General features: G+C 41.8%; 14 protein-coding genes and 3 pseudogenes. 7 read left to right on the forward strand and 10 right to left on the reverse strand.

All coding sequences use genetic code 11. From position 1 onward, the window contains the following. Positions 1-161: 161 nt before the first annotated feature. The 4 genes from ACR5KR_RS10935 to ACR5KR_RS10950 form a co-directional block, all read right to left on the reverse strand. Positions 162-3,098 carry a methyl-accepting chemotaxis protein gene (locus ACR5KR_RS10935; RefSeq protein WP_448270163.1) on the reverse strand — a complete coding sequence of 979 codons (2,937 nt, stop codon included), beginning with the start codon at positions 3,096-3,098 and terminating at the stop codon, positions 162-164. Positions 3,099-3,112: 14 nt separating this feature from the next. Continuing rightward, complete coding sequence (locus tag ACR5KR_RS10940) at positions 3,113-3,643, reverse strand: chemotaxis protein CheW (protein ID WP_445626523.1); 531 nt, start codon at positions 3,641-3,643, stop codon at positions 3,113-3,115. A 13-nt stretch (positions 3,644-3,656) separates the two neighbouring features. Continuing rightward, on the reverse strand, positions 3,657-4,022 hold the full coding sequence (locus ACR5KR_RS10945; RefSeq protein ID WP_069073698.1) for a response regulator transcription factor: 366 nt from the start codon (positions 4,020-4,022) through the stop codon (positions 3,657-3,659). Positions 4,023-4,345: 323 nt separating this feature from the next. Further along, a complete protein-coding gene (locus ACR5KR_RS10950; protein WP_448266537.1) occupies positions 4,346-5,524 on the reverse strand; it encodes a response regulator in 1,179 nt (392 codons plus the stop codon). A 385-nt stretch (positions 5,525-5,909) separates the two neighbouring features. Between ACR5KR_RS10950 and hmpF the strand changes: the two genes are divergently transcribed. Then, entirely contained in the window at positions 5,910-7,670 is a 1,761-nt protein-coding gene (gene hmpF / locus ACR5KR_RS10955; RefSeq protein WP_448266538.1) for a pilus motility taxis protein HmpF, read from the forward strand. 72 nt (positions 7,671-7,742) lie between these two features. Here the strand turns inward: hmpF and ACR5KR_RS10960 are convergent, their stop codons facing one another. Genes ACR5KR_RS10960 through tilS form a run of 3 tightly spaced genes read right to left on the reverse strand, consistent with a single transcriptional unit; the run spans position 7,743 to position 9,453 of the window. After that, positions 7,743-8,147 carry a helix-turn-helix domain-containing protein gene (locus tag ACR5KR_RS10960; protein ID WP_448266539.1) on the reverse strand — a complete coding sequence of 135 codons (405 nt, stop codon included), beginning with the start codon at positions 8,145-8,147 and terminating at the stop codon, positions 7,743-7,745. Further along, positions 8,131-8,430, reverse strand: coding sequence for a type II toxin-antitoxin system HigB family toxin (locus tag ACR5KR_RS10965; RefSeq protein WP_152590697.1), 300 nt, complete (start codon positions 8,428-8,430; stop codon positions 8,131-8,133). The genes ACR5KR_RS10960 and ACR5KR_RS10965 overlap by 17 nt, the downstream gene beginning before the upstream one ends. A 30-nt stretch (positions 8,431-8,460) precedes the next feature. Continuing rightward, positions 8,461-9,453 carry a tRNA lysidine(34) synthetase TilS gene (tilS, locus tag ACR5KR_RS10970; RefSeq protein WP_448266540.1) on the reverse strand — a complete coding sequence of 331 codons (993 nt, stop codon included), beginning with the start codon at positions 9,451-9,453 and terminating at the stop codon, positions 8,461-8,463. Positions 9,454-9,927: 474 nt separating this feature from the next. Between tilS and ACR5KR_RS10975 the strand changes: the two are divergent. From ACR5KR_RS10975 to ACR5KR_RS10995, 5 genes and pseudogenes are all read left to right on the forward strand, one after another. Beyond that, positions 9,928-10,185 (forward strand): annotated as a pseudogene (locus ACR5KR_RS10975) (ribonucleoside-triphosphate reductase, adenosylcobalamin-dependent); the annotation flags it as partial. A gap of 671 nt (positions 10,186-10,856) precedes the next feature. Then, the gene (ltrA, locus tag ACR5KR_RS10980; protein ID WP_448266541.1) at positions 10,857-12,671 is read left to right on the forward strand and encodes a group II intron reverse transcriptase/maturase; all 1,815 of its coding nucleotides are present in this window, start codon (positions 10,857-10,859) and stop codon (positions 12,669-12,671) included. A gap of 93 nt (positions 12,672-12,764) precedes the next feature. After that, positions 12,765-13,649 (forward strand): annotated as a pseudogene (locus tag ACR5KR_RS10985) (ribonucleoside-triphosphate reductase, adenosylcobalamin-dependent); the annotation flags it as partial. Between the two features lie 355 nt (positions 13,650-14,004). Next, positions 14,005-15,075, forward strand: a pseudogene (nrdJ, locus tag ACR5KR_RS10990) (ribonucleoside-triphosphate reductase, adenosylcobalamin-dependent); the annotation flags it as partial. 461 nt (positions 15,076-15,536) lie between these two features. After that, complete coding sequence (locus tag ACR5KR_RS10995; RefSeq protein ID WP_448266542.1) at positions 15,537-15,758, forward strand: hypothetical protein; 222 nt, start codon at positions 15,537-15,539, stop codon at positions 15,756-15,758. A gap of 372 nt (positions 15,759-16,130) precedes the next feature. Here the strand turns inward: ACR5KR_RS10995 and ACR5KR_RS11000 are convergent, their stop codons facing one another. Together ACR5KR_RS11000 and ACR5KR_RS11005 are read right to left on the reverse strand one after the other, a co-directional pair. After that, positions 16,131-17,894 (reverse strand): WD40 repeat domain-containing protein, encoded by a 1,764-nt coding sequence (locus tag ACR5KR_RS11000; protein WP_448266543.1) that lies wholly within the window; start codon positions 17,892-17,894, stop codon positions 16,131-16,133. A gap of 411 nt (positions 17,895-18,305) precedes the next feature. After that, the gene (locus ACR5KR_RS11005) at positions 18,306-18,701 is read right to left on the reverse strand and encodes a hypothetical protein (protein ID WP_445626518.1); all 396 of its coding nucleotides are present in this window, start codon (positions 18,699-18,701) and stop codon (positions 18,306-18,308) included. A gap of 263 nt (positions 18,702-18,964) precedes the next feature. Between ACR5KR_RS11005 and ACR5KR_RS11010 the strand changes: the two genes are divergently transcribed. Further along, entirely contained in the window at positions 18,965-19,642 is a 678-nt protein-coding gene (locus ACR5KR_RS11010; protein ID WP_448266544.1) for an SDR family oxidoreductase, read from the forward strand. A gap of 1 nt (position 19,643) precedes the next feature. Here ACR5KR_RS11010 and ACR5KR_RS11015 read toward each other — a convergent pair whose 3' ends face one another. Next, positions 19,644-20,696 (reverse strand): Rieske 2Fe-2S domain-containing protein, encoded by a 1,053-nt coding sequence (locus ACR5KR_RS11015; protein WP_448266545.1) that lies wholly within the window; start codon positions 20,694-20,696, stop codon positions 19,644-19,646. Positions 20,697-20,838: the final 142 nt, after the last annotated feature.

Genomic DNA, 20,838 nt, shown 5'->3' on the forward strand with positions numbered 1-20,838 from the left:
ATTATGAGTTATGAATTATGAGTTATGAGTTGTGAGATGTGAGTTATGATTTTTATTTTTAACTCCTCACCTCTAACTCCTAACTTTTTTCCAAGTTACGAGTTGTGAGATGTGAGTTGTGATTTTTATTTCTAACTCCTCACTCCTAACTCCTAACTTTTTTACCTGGTTTCCATAGTTTCCACTCGGAAACGTTCAACGGAGGCGATCAAGTCACGGGATACACCTACTAAGTGTTGTAGGGCACCTGAAACTCGCTGTGCTTCTTGGGAAGTTTCTTGGGCGGTCAGTTCTACTGATTGCATTACATGAGCAACGGCGCGGGAGGTTTCCGTTTGTTCCACAGTGTCACTAGTAATAGATCGCACCAGAATATCGATGCGATTCGCCACTTGAATAATATTTTCGAGCGATCGCTTGGCATCTTCCGCCAATTTTGTACCTTTAATTACTTGTTGTGTGCCTTCTTCCATCGCGGTCATTACAGAGCCTGTTTCGCTTTGGATTTGCATCACAATTTGTTCAATTTCCTTCAAGGATTTAGCTGATTTATCTGCTAGCTGGCGGACTTCATCTGCGACGATCGCAAACCCGCGTCCGGCTTCTCCGGCTCTTGCCGCCTCAATACTAGCATTGAGTGCCAGTAAGTTTGTTCTGGAAGCAATTTGAGAAATCAACGCCACAATTTTAGAAATTTCTTGGGAAGATTCCGCCAATCGCTTCACTTTGCGAGTGGTTTCGGCAACGGTTTCTCGAATTTCTAAAATCCCTGCTACGGTATTTTCTACTGCTTCGCCACCTTTCAAGGCGATCGTACTAGCATCACGAGCAACGGTTTCGGCTTCCCGCGCCGCTTCTGCTACCCGCTGAATCGAGTCGGTCATCACCTGTACAGAATTCAGCGTCACCGCTAACTCTTCTGCTTGCCGCAAAGCATCACTAGATAAAGCTCTCGCAAAGGTTTCAGAGTTAGTTGCACCTTTTGTCACATCCTTCGCCGCCACTTTTACCTGTTGAACGATATCCCGCAAGTTTTGAATTGTCAGGTTAAAGGCGTCAGCTACGGCTCCTAGCACGTCGGCGGTCACTTCCGCTTGGACTGTTAAATCGCCTCTAGCAGCTCCTTCTACATCATCCAAGAGCCGAATCACCTGACGTTGCAGATTTTCTTTGGCTTCCTCTTGTTCATCGGCTTTGCGTTGGGCTTCACTTGTGGTTGTGAAAATTACCCGCGCCATTTCATTAAAGCCAGTGGCTAAATGCCCCAATTCATCTTCGGAAAACACTGTAGCTTGAGCATTCAGATTTCCTTGACGTACAGCCTCAAACTGAGCTTGGAGGTCATCAGTTGTGCGCCGAATTTGTTTCAGCGCCAGATTTCCCATAAAGCCTGCGGTAGCAAAACCTGCAATCCCGGCTGCCAATGACATTGCCCAACCTGTGTTTCGTACTGATTCTCGTTGTTGTGGTGGCGAAAATGTGGTGGCAACAAAGCTAACTGTGGCTACAACCAGCGCTGAGACTATGCCCACACTCCCAGCAATTAGCCATTGTTTTCGTTCGATGGAGGCATTTTCTAATGGTGCTAACCATCCTTGCTCAATGCTGACGTTGGGTTCTAGTTTCGAGATATCTGTTTGGCTAAAGACTGGAACGGCTTCATGGGAACCAGTCATTGAGAAAAGTTCTTCTTCGCGATCGGCTGAATTACTTGCAAAAGCCTCTGCTACTTGCGGGCGTCCAGTGTCACTAGTTTCTGATGGAGCAGAATGCATTGTGACATTACCGAAGTTAGAATCTCCTTCGATCAGGTCAAACCCTGGAATATTGCCTAAATCATCAAATTCCTCAAAGTCATCTAAAAACTCGATATTGCTCTTAGAATTTTCTCCATTCAGTATGTTACTTGAGTCTTCATAAGAGTTTAAACCATCTGAGCCAAAGGCAGACTCAAATGCTTCCATATCAAAATTTTCATCATCGAAGCTATTTTTACCGATGAATTCACCTGATTTAAACTGCTTTTCTTTTCGAGGTAAATTACTATTAAAAGCTGATTCATTATCGGGTAAATTCGGCTGAAAATCTGATTTCGCTTCAACTCTTTTTGGTGTTAACCAACTATGGGATTCGGTTTCAGACAAGTTATTTTGATTGCCGTATTCCAAGTTATTTGTTGTTGGCGAATCATTTTTTGATTCTTCTGCAACAATCAGTAAAGTTTCGTCTCCAAAACTAGATTTTTTATATTCTAAATTTCCCATATTCTGAGATGGAGACTTTGGCTCACTCAACAAATCAGAAAAATTATTCTCGTTATTATCAGTTTGTGAATTAGAAGATGAAGAGTTATTATTATCAATAGTTGAATTTCCGTAAGGAGAATTTATCTCATTATCTGAGAATTGACTATTTGCTAATGATTCTTCAGAAATATCTTCTGAGATACTTTCCTGCCAAAAAGCAGGCAACTCTAACTCTGTGTTCTCCTCCCAGTTTTTATTTGACTCTTGTTCCTGTGATTCTTCATTCATGGCAAAAGGGTCATCACCAAAAGCTATAGAAGAATCTGATATTTTTTCTGTTCCAATACTATCTTCTGTGGGCAGGTCGAATGGACTTTTTGAAGATGTATCTTCAACGCCATTCATACTTTCTTGATGCTCTCCAAAAAAGTTCAAATCAAGGTTGTCGCTGTCAAACTCTTGATTAGCGTTTAAATCTTCTAATTCTGATTCGCTATATGCCAGTGGATCGGATATCTCTGAAGAGTTTATTTCCTCTTGACTTTCTGATGGATCTATCTGCCCACTAAATGACTCTAAATATTGATTGATATTGTCAATTCCATTCTTGGCAAAACCAATAATTTCTCGATCGTTAGTCAAGCCTAACACCTGTTGATATTCTTCTTTTGCTACATCATAGTGCTGTAAAACATAGTAGATGTGACCTCTCAACAAATGGGTATTGGGGTCGTCTGGTAAATTTTGCACCACTTGGTCAACTAAAGTGGCCGCAACCTCATAATTTCTTTGAACATAGGCGGTCATCGCCTGTTGATATGTTGGCTCGTAATTATCAATACTTGCTGCCATTTCCTCCTCCAATTTCATCCTGCCCACCTAGCACTTCGTACAATTGCCATTTGATCGAGCAATCGTAGACACTGATTATTTTTAGCACCTAATGACCACTCTCCACGTAAAAAGGGAGCCATCGTATCTGGAACACTAGCTGGTGGCATGAGATTCTGGACATCCAACCAGTCCATACCACCGATTTCCTCTACTGCTAAACCCACTATCGTGTCTTGCTCTTCAATGGCAATCACCGAAATTTCAGCTCTATCCGTGTTTAATGCACCTGCTTCTCCCAGAAATTGACCCAAATCGGCCACCCAAATAACTCGACCTCGTAAATTTAGAGTACCCAAAAGTAAAGGAGAAGCATTAGGAATCGGGGTGATTCTATCAGGACTTAGTTCAATTACCTCTCGGATGCCAGTTGCTTGTAGTGCAAACTCCTGATGCGAGGGAATGTAAAACCTCAAATGTAACTCACCTTCAGGACTTTCTACTTGTAATTCTGGTCGAAAGTGGTCTTGACCGCCGCCACTTAAAAAGTCCGGTTTGCTGACCATGTTGTTTTTATCCTCATCCTCGCAGCAGTTGTTTGACTGTTCCTACCAACTCGGTTGGTTGAAACGGTTTGGCTATGTAAGCATCTGCACCCTGCTTCATACCCCAATAGCGATCGAATTCTTCGCCTTTGGAAGAACACATAACCACTGGGACATTTTGGGTTTTTGGATCGGATTTTAACCGCCGACAAACTTCGTAGCCGTTCATTCGGGGCATGACAATATCTAATACCACTAAATCTGGAGGTGCTATTTGAATTGCCTCTAATGCTTCTAATCCATCACTAGCATGGGTAACTGTTAGGCCAGTTGCTTTCAGGAGGTCTGTAATCATCTCCCTTTGCGCTATACTGTCTTCCACAATCAGAACTGTGCTCATAAGTGTCTATTTACCTCCTGATTTAGACGTTCCTAATTGGAACATTCCCTGATTCCTCCGCAAGTATTAACTGTATAAATTAATTTTATGTCTTCACTATTTTCCCGGAGATTGACGTTTCACTCAGTTAACTGACTCTGTGATAACATCTTTTAACTCATCTTTTAGTAGATCAACAAATCTTTGATCTCTTTATATGCTCCATAGGTGAGAGATGAGGGAGAAATCAATTCAAAATTCACGCATTCAAAATTCAAACATTTTAGAACTCCTGCCTCCTGCCTCTTCTCCATGCCCAATGCCCAATGCGCAATGTCCAGTTTTCATTGGTTGTTGATATATTTCTCTACGAGCATCAGTAACTCAGTGTCTGTAAACGGTTTTGTTAAATAATCTGTTGCCCCGACCATCTTAGCTTTGACTCTATCCATAAACCCATCTTTCCCTGTAAGCATGATAATCGGTGTGAGCCGAAACACTGTTGAATGTCGCAGCATGGCACAAACCTCGTATCCTTCCAATTCCGACATAGCAATGTCGCATAAAATTAAATCTGGTTTGAGTTGAAAAACCAGACTCAGTGCTTCTAAGGGATTGGTGAGAGCGATCGCTTCATAACCTTGTGGTTGTAAGATGGAATTTATAGTCTCACCGATGGCGATCGCATCGTCAATACATACTATCCGCCCCATCGGTTTTTCTTTCAATTCCCAACTATCCGTGTGTGTATCTGGGTGATTAGTCTCTGAATATACTAGTTGTAGCCAACTTTGTTGCACATAAGGGTATATTGCCTTAGCGACTGTCAAAATATCTCGGTTGAGATGGCGAGCTAGTTGTCGCAAGGATGTTTTACCATCAGCCCAATGTTGTAGCTTATTCACAGTTGCTTCTGGTAAAGAAGATTGTAGCTGAACTTTGTCAGATAGCACTGGCAATTGCTCTGGAGACTGAATGTGTGGATAGAGTTGCTTCCACTGTTGCAGCTGCTTGGTAATTTTAGTCACCAATGGAGCAATCTCATAAGTGTTTAATTGCGGGGCAAGTGCTGCACCCTGATGAAAAATGAAGTTACCTTGGCGTAAACTTAGCAGGTCAAAGAGAGTTTCATGTACCAAACCGTAAATAATACTACCAGCTATCTTTGGGTTGATGATATTCCGCTCCAACAGTGCCCAAAGATAGGCATACTCTGGCGCGTCGGTTGGTGGTAGGGTGGCAATTTGTTTGTCGGTGAGTCGCATCTCAACTCGATAATGACGTAAATAATCGCTAATTCTGGATAAACTACTCTCGCCTTCTTGGCAATAGATAATTTGGCCATTCAGGAAAAAAACGAACCAAGACTGTTGTTTAGAGCGATGAATGTTTGCTCCATCTCTACCCAGTTTGTTGTTATGGTGAGAGCTATAAGCTTCCACCCATAGTTGCCCGGTTCGCTGTCCCAATTCAATCAATTGCAGGATACTGCAAATATCAATTTCATTTAAATTTCCCTGCATTTAGCTAAAAAGTACTCCTTAAGTATTGCTGAATTCTGAATCGTGAATTATGACTTCTTCTTTAAGTATTGATTATGGAGTATTGAAAAGATTTTTACTCTATGTCTGATTGTCATTAGGGAATACATTAAACTATAAACCTTTATCTTTCGTAATACACTTTGACAAAGCTAGTGTTAACACGGAAGTCATCATCACTGTCATCAGTACAAAATATAAAGGCGCGACCAGATCGCTTCTATAAGTATCAAGACGTAACATCTTGCGTCTATAGTTTTGTCTGTCTTGTTCTTCTAAACCTTAGTTCAGTGAGACAAGTTAACAGAATTATTTAAGGTATATCTCAAAACACGAAGTTTAAGTGCATCAATAAAGGACTAACGGTGTGCTGTATTTAGCAGAAGTACAAAAACAGAAAGGTGGTTTACTCAGTGGCGGTGGCAAAACCGAACTGAAACTGCTAGCTTGTCAGCGAACTGACCAGAATTGGAGTACTGTGTCGGAAGAGGTGATTGCCGCTGAGGATGCAAGCAAATTAAATGATGGTGCTTTGGTATTGGTTGAACTCAATCCCAATCGTCAAGTACAGCGGATTCAAGAAGCAGGACGTCCACTCGTCAACATTTTGCAGAATTTTTCCCGCCAGTTGGAGAAATTTAAGCTCAAGGAAGATGAAATCGATCAGTGGAAACAGTCATTAACATTTCAGGCGCAAGAGTTGAATCGCCGTGAAATGGACATGGAGGTACGAGCAGAACAGTTGCAGCAATTGGAGGATGAGGTACAACATCTAGAGGAGCAAAAACAGGAAGTTGACACCTCCCGTCAGGAAATTGAACGATTACAAGGAGAAATTGAGCGCAACCGCCAAGAGTTGGAAGGCGCTTGGGAGCATTTACGGGGTGAGCAGCGTCGCCTGGAAGAACGCCAAGCGGATTTTCAACAAGGGACGGTTTTGGATGAGGAGCAAAGTCGAGTAATGAGTGAGTTACTCGATCGCTTGTCTAGTCGTGTTACTCCTACGGAAACAATTAGAGAACACCTGCATCTAGCCTTTGAATTGGTCGAAAAGCAGCAAGCGACTCTTACCCCGCACTGGCAAAAACTGGAGGAGCATAAAAGTGCGATCGCACAACAGCAAGAAGAAGTTGAGCGTTTATCACAAACTTTTAGCGATCGCCAAAATGCATTACAAGAAGCGCAAAATTCTCTAGTACAGCAAACAGCCCAATTGCAAATAAATACAGCAGACCTTACCAGTAAGCAAGAATATGCTCGGATCGTCAAAGAGCAGTTACGAAACACTGAAGAGTTATATCAACAGATGCACTCTTTAGCGGCAACATCTGGTGATGTAGTTCTCGGCAAGCAAGCTGATGTGGAGGCTTTGGAGAAAATGCCTTTAGAAGAACTACAAAAGATAGTGCAAGACTTGCAGCATAAGTTAGAAATCGACGCTAGCTTTGTTCACGATCAAGAACAAGAACTGAAATATAAACAAGAAGCTATAGAAGAACTCCAAACTAAATTAAATCAAGCATCTGACCATGACCACATCAATTTGGAATTAGAACTAACTGATGAAAAAGACCTTTATCAGATGCTAAATTCCAGTTTGGTGGGGCAACGCCGCAATATGCTACAGCACCAGAAGTTTCTCAAGCAACATCAAACTGTACTGCTACGACGCCAAGGACATACTGTTACTGAAGAAGAAAGTAACAACAAAATTAATTTCGAGCCGATTTTGTTACAAATTGAAACCCAGCGACAACAATATTCACAGGAAGTTCAAAAGCTGGAACGTGAAATTGAGCAGATTCGTTCTGGTGTTGAGCTAAATCAGGGAATGATTGACAATCAAACTCACGATTTAGATGAAAAGCGCCAAGAATTGAAAGCGATCGAGGAAAATTTGCTATCCCTACGAAGAACAACTGCTGAATTATCTGGGCGAGTGAATCTTTATCAAGAAGCACTACAACCCATTCAGGATTCTCTAGATGGATTACGGCAAAAGCTGCAAGGAATTGCAGAATCTTTGGATCAATTCCAGGAAACTGGTGATTATCAAGTCCAAGCGATCGCTCAGTTGCGTCATACTCTCCAGAGTTTAATGCCTCAGCCGGAATTACTGGCATCTTAAGAAGTTCTAAAGCTTTGGTGAGAACAAGGGGCTTTAGTCATGCTAAAGCCCAAGTACTAACTAAATTCTTAGTTAGTATTCCATAAATAAACTAGATTCTATATGAAAAAACTCTCCTAATTTACGTGCTTGTTCTGTATTTATTTTATGTTGTCCACTTAAAATATCATCAACCAAATCTTCTGTCCCTAAAACCGCTACTAAATCATCTCTACTTCTCTCAGATTCCTCTAAAAAAAATAACAATATAGATGCAGGATTACTCTGCTGGATTGGCTGATAATATTCCTGTTCAAACTTTTCAATTAAAGTAATTAATAACTGATAAAGTTCGTCTTCTTCTGGGGTGCGTTCCCGGTGCATTAAATCTTCTACTATCTTTAAAGCTTGCTCATTTTCAAATTCACTTTTGATCAGCTTGGGAAGATAAGCTGTTAATAATTCCTTGTATTTATCTGGATTAAAAGTAAGGGTCATCTTTCCAGTTTTCCTTATCATATTCTGCATGGGTGAGGATATATTTAATATAAATTAACTGCCCTTCATAATCTATACTAACAATCAAGCGATATTTATTTCCTTTAATATTAAATACTGTAAAGTTACCAACAGCTTCAGCTTTAATAAAAATTTGCTGTACTTCAACTAAATTTGACCATTTCGCTTTAGTAGCAACCTTATACCAATTGCTTAATGCTTCCTGACAATCTGCATGGTTTTCTGCATATTCTCTTAAGATTCTAAAACTAATAATGTGCATCGTCCCTGATAACAAAAAGACTTAAAATAACTATTTAAAACAGATCCAGTCGCCTTCTACTTGAGCGATCGCCCCACCAGGAAATGGATCGGTTTGCGATCGGTTGGGCGCTATAATTAAAGCCGTTAATTTTTCAATGTGTTCAAAACTGGGCGCATCGGTCAGTATTTGCTGCAATATCTGACGCATTACCCGACGTTGCAGTGCCAATGGTGCTTTTTGTAATTCCCGACGATTTAACCGTAAGGGAAAAACAGTAAGAGAATCTTCTTCATGTTTCACGCCTAATGCCCGATCCCGCAACTGCTGGGCAGCTTTTTCCAAATATTCCACTTCCGCTTGTAAAAGTTCTGCTGTTTGGGCTAAGGCTGATTCTACTTGGGGGTTGAAATTATCTCGCAAATATGGTAATAGTTCTTGGCGAATGCGATTGCGGGCATATTGCAAATTTTGATTAGTGGAATCTTCCCAAATTGGCAATCTAAATTCTTGACAAAATTGCTCTGTTTGTTTTCGAGTGATTTCTAAAAGTGGACGTACTAACACAATGCCTGTAGTTAGAGGGCGTTGCCAAGTTAGGGCTTGCAAACCATCAGCACCAGTACCGCGAATTAAATTGTAGAGGAGAGTTTCGGCGCGATCGCTCTTCGTGTGTCCTGTAACTATATATTGATAATTATTTACCTGAGCGATCGCACTTAAAGCTTGATAGCGCCAATCGCGTGCAGTCGCTTCACTATTTATCGGTTTGTTCGCTGTTTCTAAATAAAAGGATATACCCCAAGTTTTAGCTAAGTTTTCGACGTGGTTAGCATTAGCTTCGGAGTCAGAACGCCAGCGATGATCGCAGTGAGCAATACCTAAATCCCATCCCCATTTGGATTGTAAATCTAAAAGTAATTTTATTAAACACAGAGAATCTTGTCCGCCGGAGACAGCGATTAATAGCCGCTGGTTGCGCTCAAATAAGTGGCGCGATCTGATTGTGCGATGGATTTTTGCATGTAAGGGAGTCCATACCATTTTTGGATTTGACTGATAACTGCAACTTATTTAACTATGACTGCTAAGTAGCTCGGCGTAAAAATTTGTTGTTGGGATAAGGCAGGAAGCAGGAGGAAAAAGGGTTTTAGTTTAGTTTATCTTTCTTCACATAGTTTGGTTTTATTGTGCCAACTGACTTAGTTGTGGGAAAGTAATGAAGAGATCCTAAGTATAGTTAGCGGATAGCTAAGGTTTAGCCCATGCTGAGTAATGATAATCGGACTGAAGATGAGGCGATAGAGATAATTTACTTAAAAATAATGGTGTTAACTATAACCAAGTATATTTTTCCCATCCAAGGGTGAGGGACATTATACATCATAAATTTATGTTGTAATTAGTGCCGGATAGAGCTAGCGTAAAGTGGACAATTTGACAATCTTTAATACTCAAACTACTTGGCGTATAGTCATAATCTGTCCGCACGCAAGAAGAACGTAAGACACTTTATATATGGTTCAGAATCTCGAAAGAACACGCCAGAGTGCAAGGTTTCCAGAAACTGCACCGGCTGCTAATCCCGTATTTTTTAGAACCTATAGCCGCCGTACAAAGGCGGGACTAAGGGAAACATGGGATGAGGTATGCGATCGCACTATACAAGGCTTAGTCGAGTTGGGAAAGCTCACTCAAGAAGAAGCTGCCACACTGGATAAAATGCAGCGCAACTTGAAAGCTATGCCCAGTGGGCGCTGGCTATGGGTTGGTGGTGTGTGATTCGTTGAGTCGAAACTGGCTACAGAGAGGCTTTTAGCCAATCCTTAGTCTTGGGATGACTCACTTGGTTCTTAAAAATCTGTTACAAAACCCAAACGGATAACCGAATAAGTAATGTACGGATAGCCGAACCTTGATAACTGTATAACCTTATAGGTGATGTGATAATCCATCACAAAGTCCTATCCTCCAAGCGTGGGAGTGAAAGCATTTCCCCTACCTAGTGACTGGTTATCAAAGGGTAAAGCGGGGAAAAACGCTGGTAAAACCAAACCATGAGGTGAATCCCAGCAAGCAAGAGTGCATGGACAACGAAAGTGAAGGTACGTCTGAACAGTCGTAACCCAGTAAGTAGCGAAAAGAATGGTTGATACGCTGCGGTCAAAAGACACTGAGACACATAGGAACCCGAAAGTACCTCCATTAAAGGTCACGCTTTCCTGTCTCCGGCTGAGTAGTACCGTCCTAAACACTCAAACAAAGGTTATACGGAACGAAGTAATCCTGTCTGTGGCTCTCTAAGAGGTCGATATTAGAGTAGGAACCAATCCACAAGCCCTAACAGGAAGAGATGGAATCAGAAGCAAATGCCTACCTGTAATGGGTATGGATACGCTGACAGATTCCCGATGATTTGGAAGATAGAGTTTTAACAAGCAATGTAAATGACTAAAACACGGAAAAATCCGATGGTGGTATGGACACAAGTGAACTGGCGCAAGCTAGAACGCACAGTGTTTAAGTTGCAAAAGAGAATCTATCAAGCCTCTCAAAGGGGAGATGTCAAAGCAGTGCGTAAATTGCAAAAGACTCTTCTAAATTCCTGGTCTGCCAAAATGCTTGCCATCCGTAAAGTGACACAAGATAACCAAGGAAAGAATACTGCCGGAGTAGATGGGAAAAAGGCTCTAACGCCTAAAGCCCGATTTGAGCTAGTGAAAACATTAGAACTAAACCACAAATCTACCCCCACCCGCAGAGTATGGATTCCCAAGCCTGGGAAAACAGAAAAAAGACCTTTGGGTATACCCACTATTGCAGAACGGGCAAAACAAGCACTGGTGAAATTAGCCTTGGAACCCGAATGGGAAGCCAAGTTTGAGCCTAACAGCTACGGATTCCGGCCTGGTAGAAGTTGTATGGATGCTATTGAGGGTATCAAAGTAGCAATTAAGCAAAAGAGCAAATATGTTCTAGATGCCGATATTGCAAAATGTTTTGACAAAATTGACCATAAGAAACTATTGAACAAAATCAATACGTTTCCAAAACTTCGCAGACAGATTAAAGCATGGCTTAAGTCTGGTGTTTATGATAGCGGAGCATGGTTTCCAACCGATGAAGGAACCCCTCAAGGTGGTGTAATTTCACCACTATTAGCAAACATCGCCTTACACGGAATGGAAAAGATTGTCAAGGAATTTGCCCGAACCCTTCCAGGGAAAAAGGACAACAACGAGAAGGAAATCACCTTAGTCAGATATGCCGATGATTTTGTCATCCTACATCCCAAATTGGATGTACTTATGAGGGCTAAAGCACTGATTGAGGAATTCCTTAATGATACTGGTTTAGAACTTAGACCAGAAAAAACTCGCATCACCCACACCTTGGAAAACATGGGTGAAGAAACCCCTGGTTTTGACTTCCTTGGCTTTAATATCCGCCAGTACCCAGTAGGGAAGTACGCAACAGGCAAAAACACACACGGTAAACCGCTAGGATACAAGACATACATTAAGCCAAGCAAAGAGGCTGTCAAAGCTCACTATCAAAGGTTAGCTAATGAAATTGATAAGTTAAAATCTTGTCAATCTCAAGTCGAGCTAATCAAGCGACTAAATCCAATCATCACTGGATGGAGCAACTATTACTCCAAAGTTAACAGTGCTGGAATCTTTCAAGAGCTTGACAACTTACTAACACTGAAGTTGATTGCTTGGACTAAGGCTAGACACCTTCACAAATCTACAAAACGGTGGACTAGGAAATATTTCGGCTCCAAAGGCGGGTCAAACTGGATATTCCGCGCTATTACCGTTCGCGCAGCGTCCCAAAGGGAAGGTAAAACTCTCTATCTTACCTACCACGGTGATTTTCATATCCAGAAATTTGTCAAAGTCAAGGGAGAAGTCAGCCCCTACAACGGCGATTTCATCTACTGGGCTACCCGCATGGGCAAAAGTGTCGAATTACCTACTAGAGTCTCCAAACTGCTGAAAAAGCAGAATGGAAAATGCACAGAATGCAATATGTACTTCAGAGATGGAGATGTAATGGAAGTAGACCATGTTATTCCTCGATCCAAGGGGGGAAAAGACAGCTACGAAAATTACCAACTATTGCATAGACACTGCCATGACATCAAAACCAAAAGAGACGGTACTCATGACAAGAGCCAAATCATTGAGGAGCCGTGTGATGCGAAAGTATCACGCACGGTTCTGAAGCCGAGTCACATTGGCGACAATGTGGCTTAGGGTAATACAGACTGGATCGCCAAGCCAAAGAACTTTTCCGGGGCTTATAATTGCACTTCTACCAATCTCGAAGACTGGAGTGCCTTCGGCTTGATGATGGATTTAGCAATGATGGGCTGTGGTACTGGAGCCATCTTAGAACCACAATTTATTAATCAGTTGCCTCCGATTCGTAATCAACTGAATGTCACTGTCCAAGGCGAAATTGGCAGCACTCCTGTGCAACAGCGGCGTGAATATACTGAAACTCATATAGAAGGAAATAACGTCACTATTCACGTTGGAGATAGCCGTGAAGGTTGGGTTGAATCATATCAAGCCTTATTAGAACTCTCGACTGATGAACAATTTTCAGCAGAAGTTGAAGTATTAGTTGATATCAGCGATGTCCGAAAAGCAGGAGAAACTCTCAACGGCTTTGGAGGAGTTGCAAATCCGGTGAAATTGTCCGGACTTTATCAGCGTTGTGCTTCCATCCTGAATAAAGCTGTGGGAAGACAATTAAATTCAGTTGAATGCTGTCTGTTAATCGATCAAGCTGCTGTAACAATTGTTGCTGGGAACATACGAAGAAGCGCGGGGATGCGTCAGTTTATTGCTGACGATGAACAAGGAGCCACTGCCAAAGATAACTTATGGCAGCAAGATGAAAATGGCAACTGGCGAATCGATCCAGAGCGTGATGCACTCAGGATGGCAAACCATACCAGAGTTTTTCACCGTAAGCCCACCTTAGAAGAATGTGTTGGTGCTGTCCGCAAACAATATTATAGTGGCGAGGGAGCGATTCAATGGGCTGGTGAAGCTGTAGCGCGATCGAATATTGATTTGCTGCCAACACAAGCTTTGAAAGTTGAGTTTTTACAAGCTTATGAACAAGGAACAGCAAAACAGTGGTTAGAAGAACGTTATTCAAATCTTGATGCTAATGAGCTAGAACATCGTTTAGCTCGCTATGGGCTAAATCCGTGTGGTAAGTGATTTTGCCTCACGTTAAAAACCTCGCAAAAACGGGGAAAGCTGAGATGCTAATCCCGTGGTAATCAAAGGAATTAAAAAGTCTTTGACACCGTACAGCGTAGAGAGTGAAACTAGATGACATCGAAAATTGGTATCTAGAATATAATCTCTCCAAGAGTGCGGGGGCGGATGTGAAAAACACTTGTGTTGAGCGGCTTGCCCTGAGCGTAGCCGTTGGCGCAGCCTCTCGTAGAGAAGGGAGCCGAAACACTTTTATTATCTGATATTACATCTGTAAAAGGTACGCGGAGCTACTGCGAATAATCAAGCAGTAGAACTAGGGGATAAAAAGCTTCTAGGGTAACAAAGAAAGGAAATCATTGGTAGTAATTTCCACTGTAATTTGTCAGAGGTTCACCTTAATCAAATTGACCCACGTAACTACAAAGAACAAGAAGAAGCTTTCACTGCTGGGGCGTTATCTGTAGCGGCACTTTTAAATCACAAATTTCTGGAACCACGCTATCAATACAGCCGTGAATTAGACCCGATTGTGGGAGTTTCTTTTACAGGTTTATTTGATTTCTTTGTCCATGCTTTTGGTGTTAATTGGCTGCGCTGGTGGGAAGCAGGAAGACCCGCAACGCCGCAAGGATTAGCTTTCAAGCGTGAGGAAGAGAAATACCTCAGTTCTTGGAGAGATATTGTACATCGGGTGGTTTGGGATTATTGCGATCGCCACAATCTCAAGCGCCCAAATCGTTGTACCACAGTGCAACCAAGTGGTACTAAGGCTTTATTAACTAATGCTAGTTCGGGGTGGCATCCTCCGAAAGCGCAAAGATTTATTCGTCGGATCACCTTCGGTAAAAATGACCCAGTAGCCTTAGCTTGTATTGATTATGGTTACAACGTGATTCCCTCTCAATCAGACAAAGACGAACAAGGCAATTTGCTTAACGATCCCTTCGATCCACGGGTGAGTGAATGGCTAGTGGAAATCCCTGTTTCTGTAACTTGGGCTGATTTACCAGGAGCTGATGAAATTGATGTTTCTAAGTTTTCAGTCTTAGCCCAATTTGATTTTGTCCTCCAGGTTCAACGTTGGTACGTGACTCACAACACATCAGCTACTTTGGAACTTCGCTCTGATGAAATTGAGCCTTTGGGACAGCGCATTTACGAAACCATTCAGAATGATGAGGGATATATTTCAGCTGCTCTTTTAGCGCGTTTTGACGATTTGCAATCATTCCCACGTTTGCCATTTGAACCAATAAATAAATCAACCTACGATCGCTTAACTCAAGAGGTGAAAACACGACGCAAAACAGATGATTTCTGTGCAGTACTAAGCCGCTACGATTTAGGCGAAATGACAGAGGCTGGCCCTAGTGGTTGTGATTCTGATAAGTGTATGTTTCCCGATCAAGAACCAAGCTGATAAGGCGAAATGATCGGGGAGTAGGGAGTGAGGGAGTGAGGAAGTGAGGGGACAAGGGGGACAAGGGGGACAAGGGGACAAGGGGGACAAGGGGACAAGGAGATAAACAAAACTCCTAACTTCTAACTCTTGTACAGACGCGATTAATCGCGTCTCTACTCTTAACTCCTAACTCATCACTCAGCACGGGCTAAACCTTAGCTTTCCGCTAACAGCACTCCTAACGCCCAATGCCCTTCAAGAGTGCTGAGTTCCGAGTTTTGAGTGCTGAGTAAGGCAGAGGGGAGAATAATTCTTAACTGCTAACTCCTAACTTTTAACTCCTAACTCCTAACTCCTAACTCCTAACTCTTAACTCAGCACTCAGCACTGTTTTGCCCCATGCCCAATCCCCAATCCTTTAACACGTTACGATCAATTAAGAAGTAATAATTTTTTACGGCAGTGCCAGGAGTCTTTTTATGTTCATTAATGAATTGTCACCTCTATTCAGAGAATTTACTCAGCATCCAGTCTCATTTGTAGGTGGGTTTTTCTCTGGTGTGCTTCGACTCAATCTTGCAGACGATCCCGTTAAAAGCTGGCTAGATAAACAGATCCGCTCAAATAGTTACACCAGTAGCAGCACAACAGATGCACATAACGGCAAAGCCAGTGGTCCTCAGCAGATTTCGATTGACTAGAAACTCCAACCTGACATAGTTGAATTTACTACAAAATAAGGAGTTAGTGCTGCCGATGGTAGCGCTGACTCCTACTTTTTACAATCAACATCTTGGCAAAAGTGCTTTTTGCACTCTTGGGGAAAAGGGTAAAGGTTAAAGGGGAAAGAGACTTTTGCAGAACCTTTCTCCCTTCTCCTTTCCCCTTTTCCCGACAAATGCCAAGAAGTCTAATCAACATCTTGGCATTTGTTACTTTTGCAAGAAGCGGGAAAAGGGACTCATGTTTTTTATTGTTCCTTTCCCCTTTTCCCTACTTTTGCAAGGTGTCTATTGTACTCCTGCAAAGAAGCAAGCTCCAAAGAAAGTGTGATGATGAATTACCAACTACGATTAACTGCGTTGCCAAATTTTAATTGTCTTATCCAAACTGCCGCTGACTAACATTTCACCGGAAGCTGTGAAGGCTAATGCTGTGACTATATTCCCATGACCTGTAAACGTAGCCAGCAATTCTCCGGTTTGTAAATGCCACAATTTGATGGTTTTATCAGCACTACCACTAGCGATAATTTGCCCATCTGGACTTAAAGCGATCGCATATACCCGATCTCTATGTCCTTTAAGGGTATGAAGTAATTCTCCAGTCTCCAATTGCCAAACTTTAATCGTTTGATCCCAACTACCACTCACGAGCAGTTTAGCATCTGTACTGATTGCTAAGGAACAAACGATATGAGAATGACCCATGAGGGTATGCAGTGGTTGTGCATCTTTTAAACTTTTGATTCCCGTTTGCGGTGAGGTGCGCCAAACTTTGATTTTGCGGTAGCTACCTGTAACTAAAGTTTCGCCGTCTCGACTTAAAACTAGGGAATGAGCCGCTGTATCATCTAAGGAAAGTGCGATCGCAACTTGACGATGCATCAAATCCCAAAAGAGAATTTTTCTATCATCTCCGCCTGTCGCTAACATTCTGCCATCTGGGGTGAAAGCAGCACATCGCACTACCCCATTGTGTTTGTGCAAAATATCTATCAAGTCTAAAGCGCCTACGTGCCAAAGCTTAATTGTCGAATCTGCACCGCAACTTACTAAAGTCTGTCCATCTGAACTAAAAGCTAGGGAATTCACTTCATCCACCAGCCCAGATATTACCCAAGGATACTCTGATAATGTCTCTATTAATTCGCCTTTGCTTAAATCCCAGAGTTTCGTTTCGCCACGACTACCACTTGCCAAAATGGGTAAGGCTTTGCCATTATTACACCCGGAACTGAAAGCTAGGCAATTAATTCCTCTGGTGTGTCCTTGCAAAGTCTGCCAGCATTCCCAGTCACCGATTATAGCTTTGAGACAATGTTCTGATGGTAGAGTTTGTATTGTATCTGCGATCGCTCTTTCATTAATTACTGGCGACGTGTCTTTTTTACCCATCAGTGATTCTAAATACCAACTTAACCCCCCTGCATATAACAAATTACTCGGAGTGACATACAGTTTTGGTTCGCTAAATTCAAGTTGATTTGTCGGTAAAAAGCCTGTTATGATACTTTGCTTCTCGTAACCTAAATTACCTGTAGATGGATAAAATAAACAGAGAAAAATTAATACTTGGTGATTTTTTAAATCTTCTTGAGTAACCGACCACTTAATTTTGTCTTTCTTAATACCATTAAAACTTTCTCCATCAGCAACGTAAACTTGAACACTTAACTGAGGACGATCTTTGAGTATATAAGGAAATTTACTTTCGCCACTCAAATTTCCCTCGTCATCTAAAATCATGTTTTGCAAAGTATCTTGTGACACCTTTTTTACTAACTTGCCCAAGCGTTCAGTTATTACCTTGTCAACAATATGCTCCCGGAAAAGATAATCTTGGGCTTGTTGTTGGAAGTATTTGGGAAAAGGTATCGTCCAGTCAGGAGGCTCAGGATATTCCGGCGGCGTCGGCGGCGGATTTTTGGCGAGAACTTCTGCTTGTTGACGAGAAAGTTCTTGGAGTCTAGCCAATGGCTCGCCCCAAAAGGCTATAACTTCAGTGTGGCAACCTTTAACTTGACTTTCCAGCAAAGATAAGTCATAAGTTTTAGGTTTTTTCACACGTTGAAGGAAGTCAATTTGTTGAGCTTTGAGTAAGCTAATCCAATCCATCTACATTCCTGCGGCAAACTATTGCATACCTACGGTAAGCTATACAAATGCAATTACTCAAGTTTATAACCTTAGTTAATTAAAAATTCAGTAATATTAACAGTCTAATAAAACACAGCCATTGACAAATGTTTCCGGGAAAGAGATAGATGGATAGCACTTAGACATTTCATGAACTGATGCAGTTGAAGTATATAGAATTAAATGATATCAGTCAATTCTAACGGAGATAGAGATCGAGATACTGTTTCTAGAGAAACACTTCTAGCTGCAAAAGAAAGTTGAATTTGAGACAGATTTAAAGGTTGCAGTGACGTTAAGTCAGCAAATAGCTACATAAAAATCACCTATTAACGATAATTCGCGGAAATATCCTCTGAAATCGAAATAAATGGTGAAGATTGGCTAATTTTAACCTTTGCGTTTTGGTTGTCTGGGTGTAGTACTTACATTAGATGAGTCGTCAAAAGTATCCCTTGCTTCGATTTGTTTAATTTTCATTTGTAAGTTCAAGTCATCACTGCTAACGATTGTTTCTAAATTCGCTAATCTCCGCTCTAGCAGTTCTATTTGTTGCTGTTGCAAATAGTTAGTTTTGGATTTTTGCTCATCAGAACGCCAAACAGCAACTGTACCAACAGCTGCGCCACCAATAGCAACTAAAGGAAGAATAGCACCACTTCTAGTAACGGCTGACAGTGGCACGCAAACTCCAAGAATGGCAACTGTAATTACCCAAATTCTTGTGGTAGCAGATAATCTCACATCTTGGTATTGTTCGAGATTGGGTTGAGATTTTTTAGCCATAAGTTTATCCACAGAAAAGTTATTTGCTACATTTGCACAAATGTTTACTAAAATACTTCCTACCATTGGGTTAGGTATAATTGCTATCTTATATACTTTTGTAATTATGGTTACTCAGTTATTTGCGATCGCGAGATTAAGATTGCAATGATAGCTATCTACTACTTTTGGGAGGGCAAATCACTTTTCGATGGTCTTGAGCAATTATTAAATACTGCCAATCCTCTGATAAAATCCTTTGAGCGTAAATAGTTAAATTTATTATGACAAGTGCATCTTATATTTTTCTAGCTGGGGCAAGTCGCGGTGTTGGTCGAGAAATTGCTCAATATCTCACAGCACAACAGCTAAAGGTTAAAGCACTCCTGAGAACAGCAGCAGTTGCTACTGAACTAGAAGCAATGGGTATTGAAGTAGTTCAGGGAGATGCTTTGAATCTTGGCGATATAGAACGCGCAATGGTAACAGATGCACCTATTCACACCGTTATCAGTACAATTGGCGGTTTACCATCAGATGTAGAAAGGCCGGATTACCCTGGTAACAGAAATCTGATCGATGCAGCAGTTAAAGCTGGGGTGCAAAAGTTTATTCTTGTATCTTCCATAGGTGCTGGCAATAGTGTTGTTGCTGCCTCACCCCAAGTTTTAGAGGTACTGGGAAAAGTTTTAGCTGAGAAAGACAAAGCCGAACAACACTTAATTGCCAGTGGACTTACTTATACAATCATCCGTCCTGGTGGACTAAAGTCAGAACCAGCAACGGGTAATGGCGTTTTAACCGAAGATCCGCACATTATTGGTAGCATCAATCGTGCAGATGTGGCGCAATTAGTTGGTCGCAGTTTAAATAGCGATCGCGCCAATAATAAAATATTGTCAGCCGTAGACCGAAATATGCTATTCGGACAAAGAGAATTTGCCGAATTTACTTTGGAGTAATTTAAGCACGCCAGCGCAGTATTTGACCCTTGACAGGATTAACAAATTCTCGTTTTTCAGCGACAGAACGAGCATACTCCCGCTTTAACTGGTAATACCACTGTGCCTGCATATCGGAGTCTTTAATCAGCCGCAGCACAGGATTATATTTCAAACCAATTTGCTGTTTTTCTACCACCGTTCGGTCTTGGCCAATGAAAGTCCGCGCCAGCACGTGTAACAGTGGCTTGAAAAATCCCACCCAAGGAAGTGTCCAGTAAAGAGCAAAAGTTACCTCTGTTTCGGTGTCTGAAATTGGTGTAACTGCCGTCAAATTAACGACTCGATTATTACCAATAGTGGTTTCTTCAATTCTGACTCCAGGTAAACGAAAAGAAATCTCCGTTTCCGGGACACCACCGCCAATCAGCCAGTATAATCGACCCCCATTTGCAGGTAATCGGTGTCGTCGCATCGTAAAGCCGTAGGGCGAAGCATCAAATTGCTTTACTTCTTCGTGCAATTGCTCATTTCGCCACCACCAAGCACGATGAACATAAGGGGAATGCGCCGGGTCCATCAGACCGACTACTGCATGATCTATAAAACAAGGGAATTTTACCACCTCTACGAACTGGTGCGATCGCCCATCAAACCCTGGAATTACCGGAATTTCCATATCAGATGCAGGTTGAGGGTTATCGGGATCGGGCATATATATCCAGATATTGCCTTGGGCTTCGCGAACACTATATGACTGCACATCAAAGCGACTCAAATCCATTTGCTGTTCTTCCACAAGAGAAGGTATCGCAGTACAGCGCCCAGCAGAGTTAAAGCGCCAACCGTGGTAACAGCATTCAACTTCTTGCCCATTGAATCTCCCACAACTCAAAGGCACACCACGATGGGGACAAATGTCCGTCATCGCAGACACTTTGCCATCCTGGCTGCGAACTAACAGCACCGGTTCTCCTAAGAAAATGCGGCTAATCATCATACCTGGCTTGATTTGATTGCTAGGCAGGGCATAGTACCAAGTATTACGTAATACAAAATTATCGTTATTTTTCATAACTAATGGCCTCTGCCTTTGACACAACAAAAGTCCTGGTTTGTGGAAAGGAAGGTGATGCTGGAAAACATTCTTTCAGGTTTTTAATTGCTGTAGATAAATTCAACTGATGTACTTCTTGATTGTGTTCGTAATTCTCTCA

The sequence above is a fragment of the Nostoc sp. DSM 114159 genome (genome assembly GCF_053470285.1).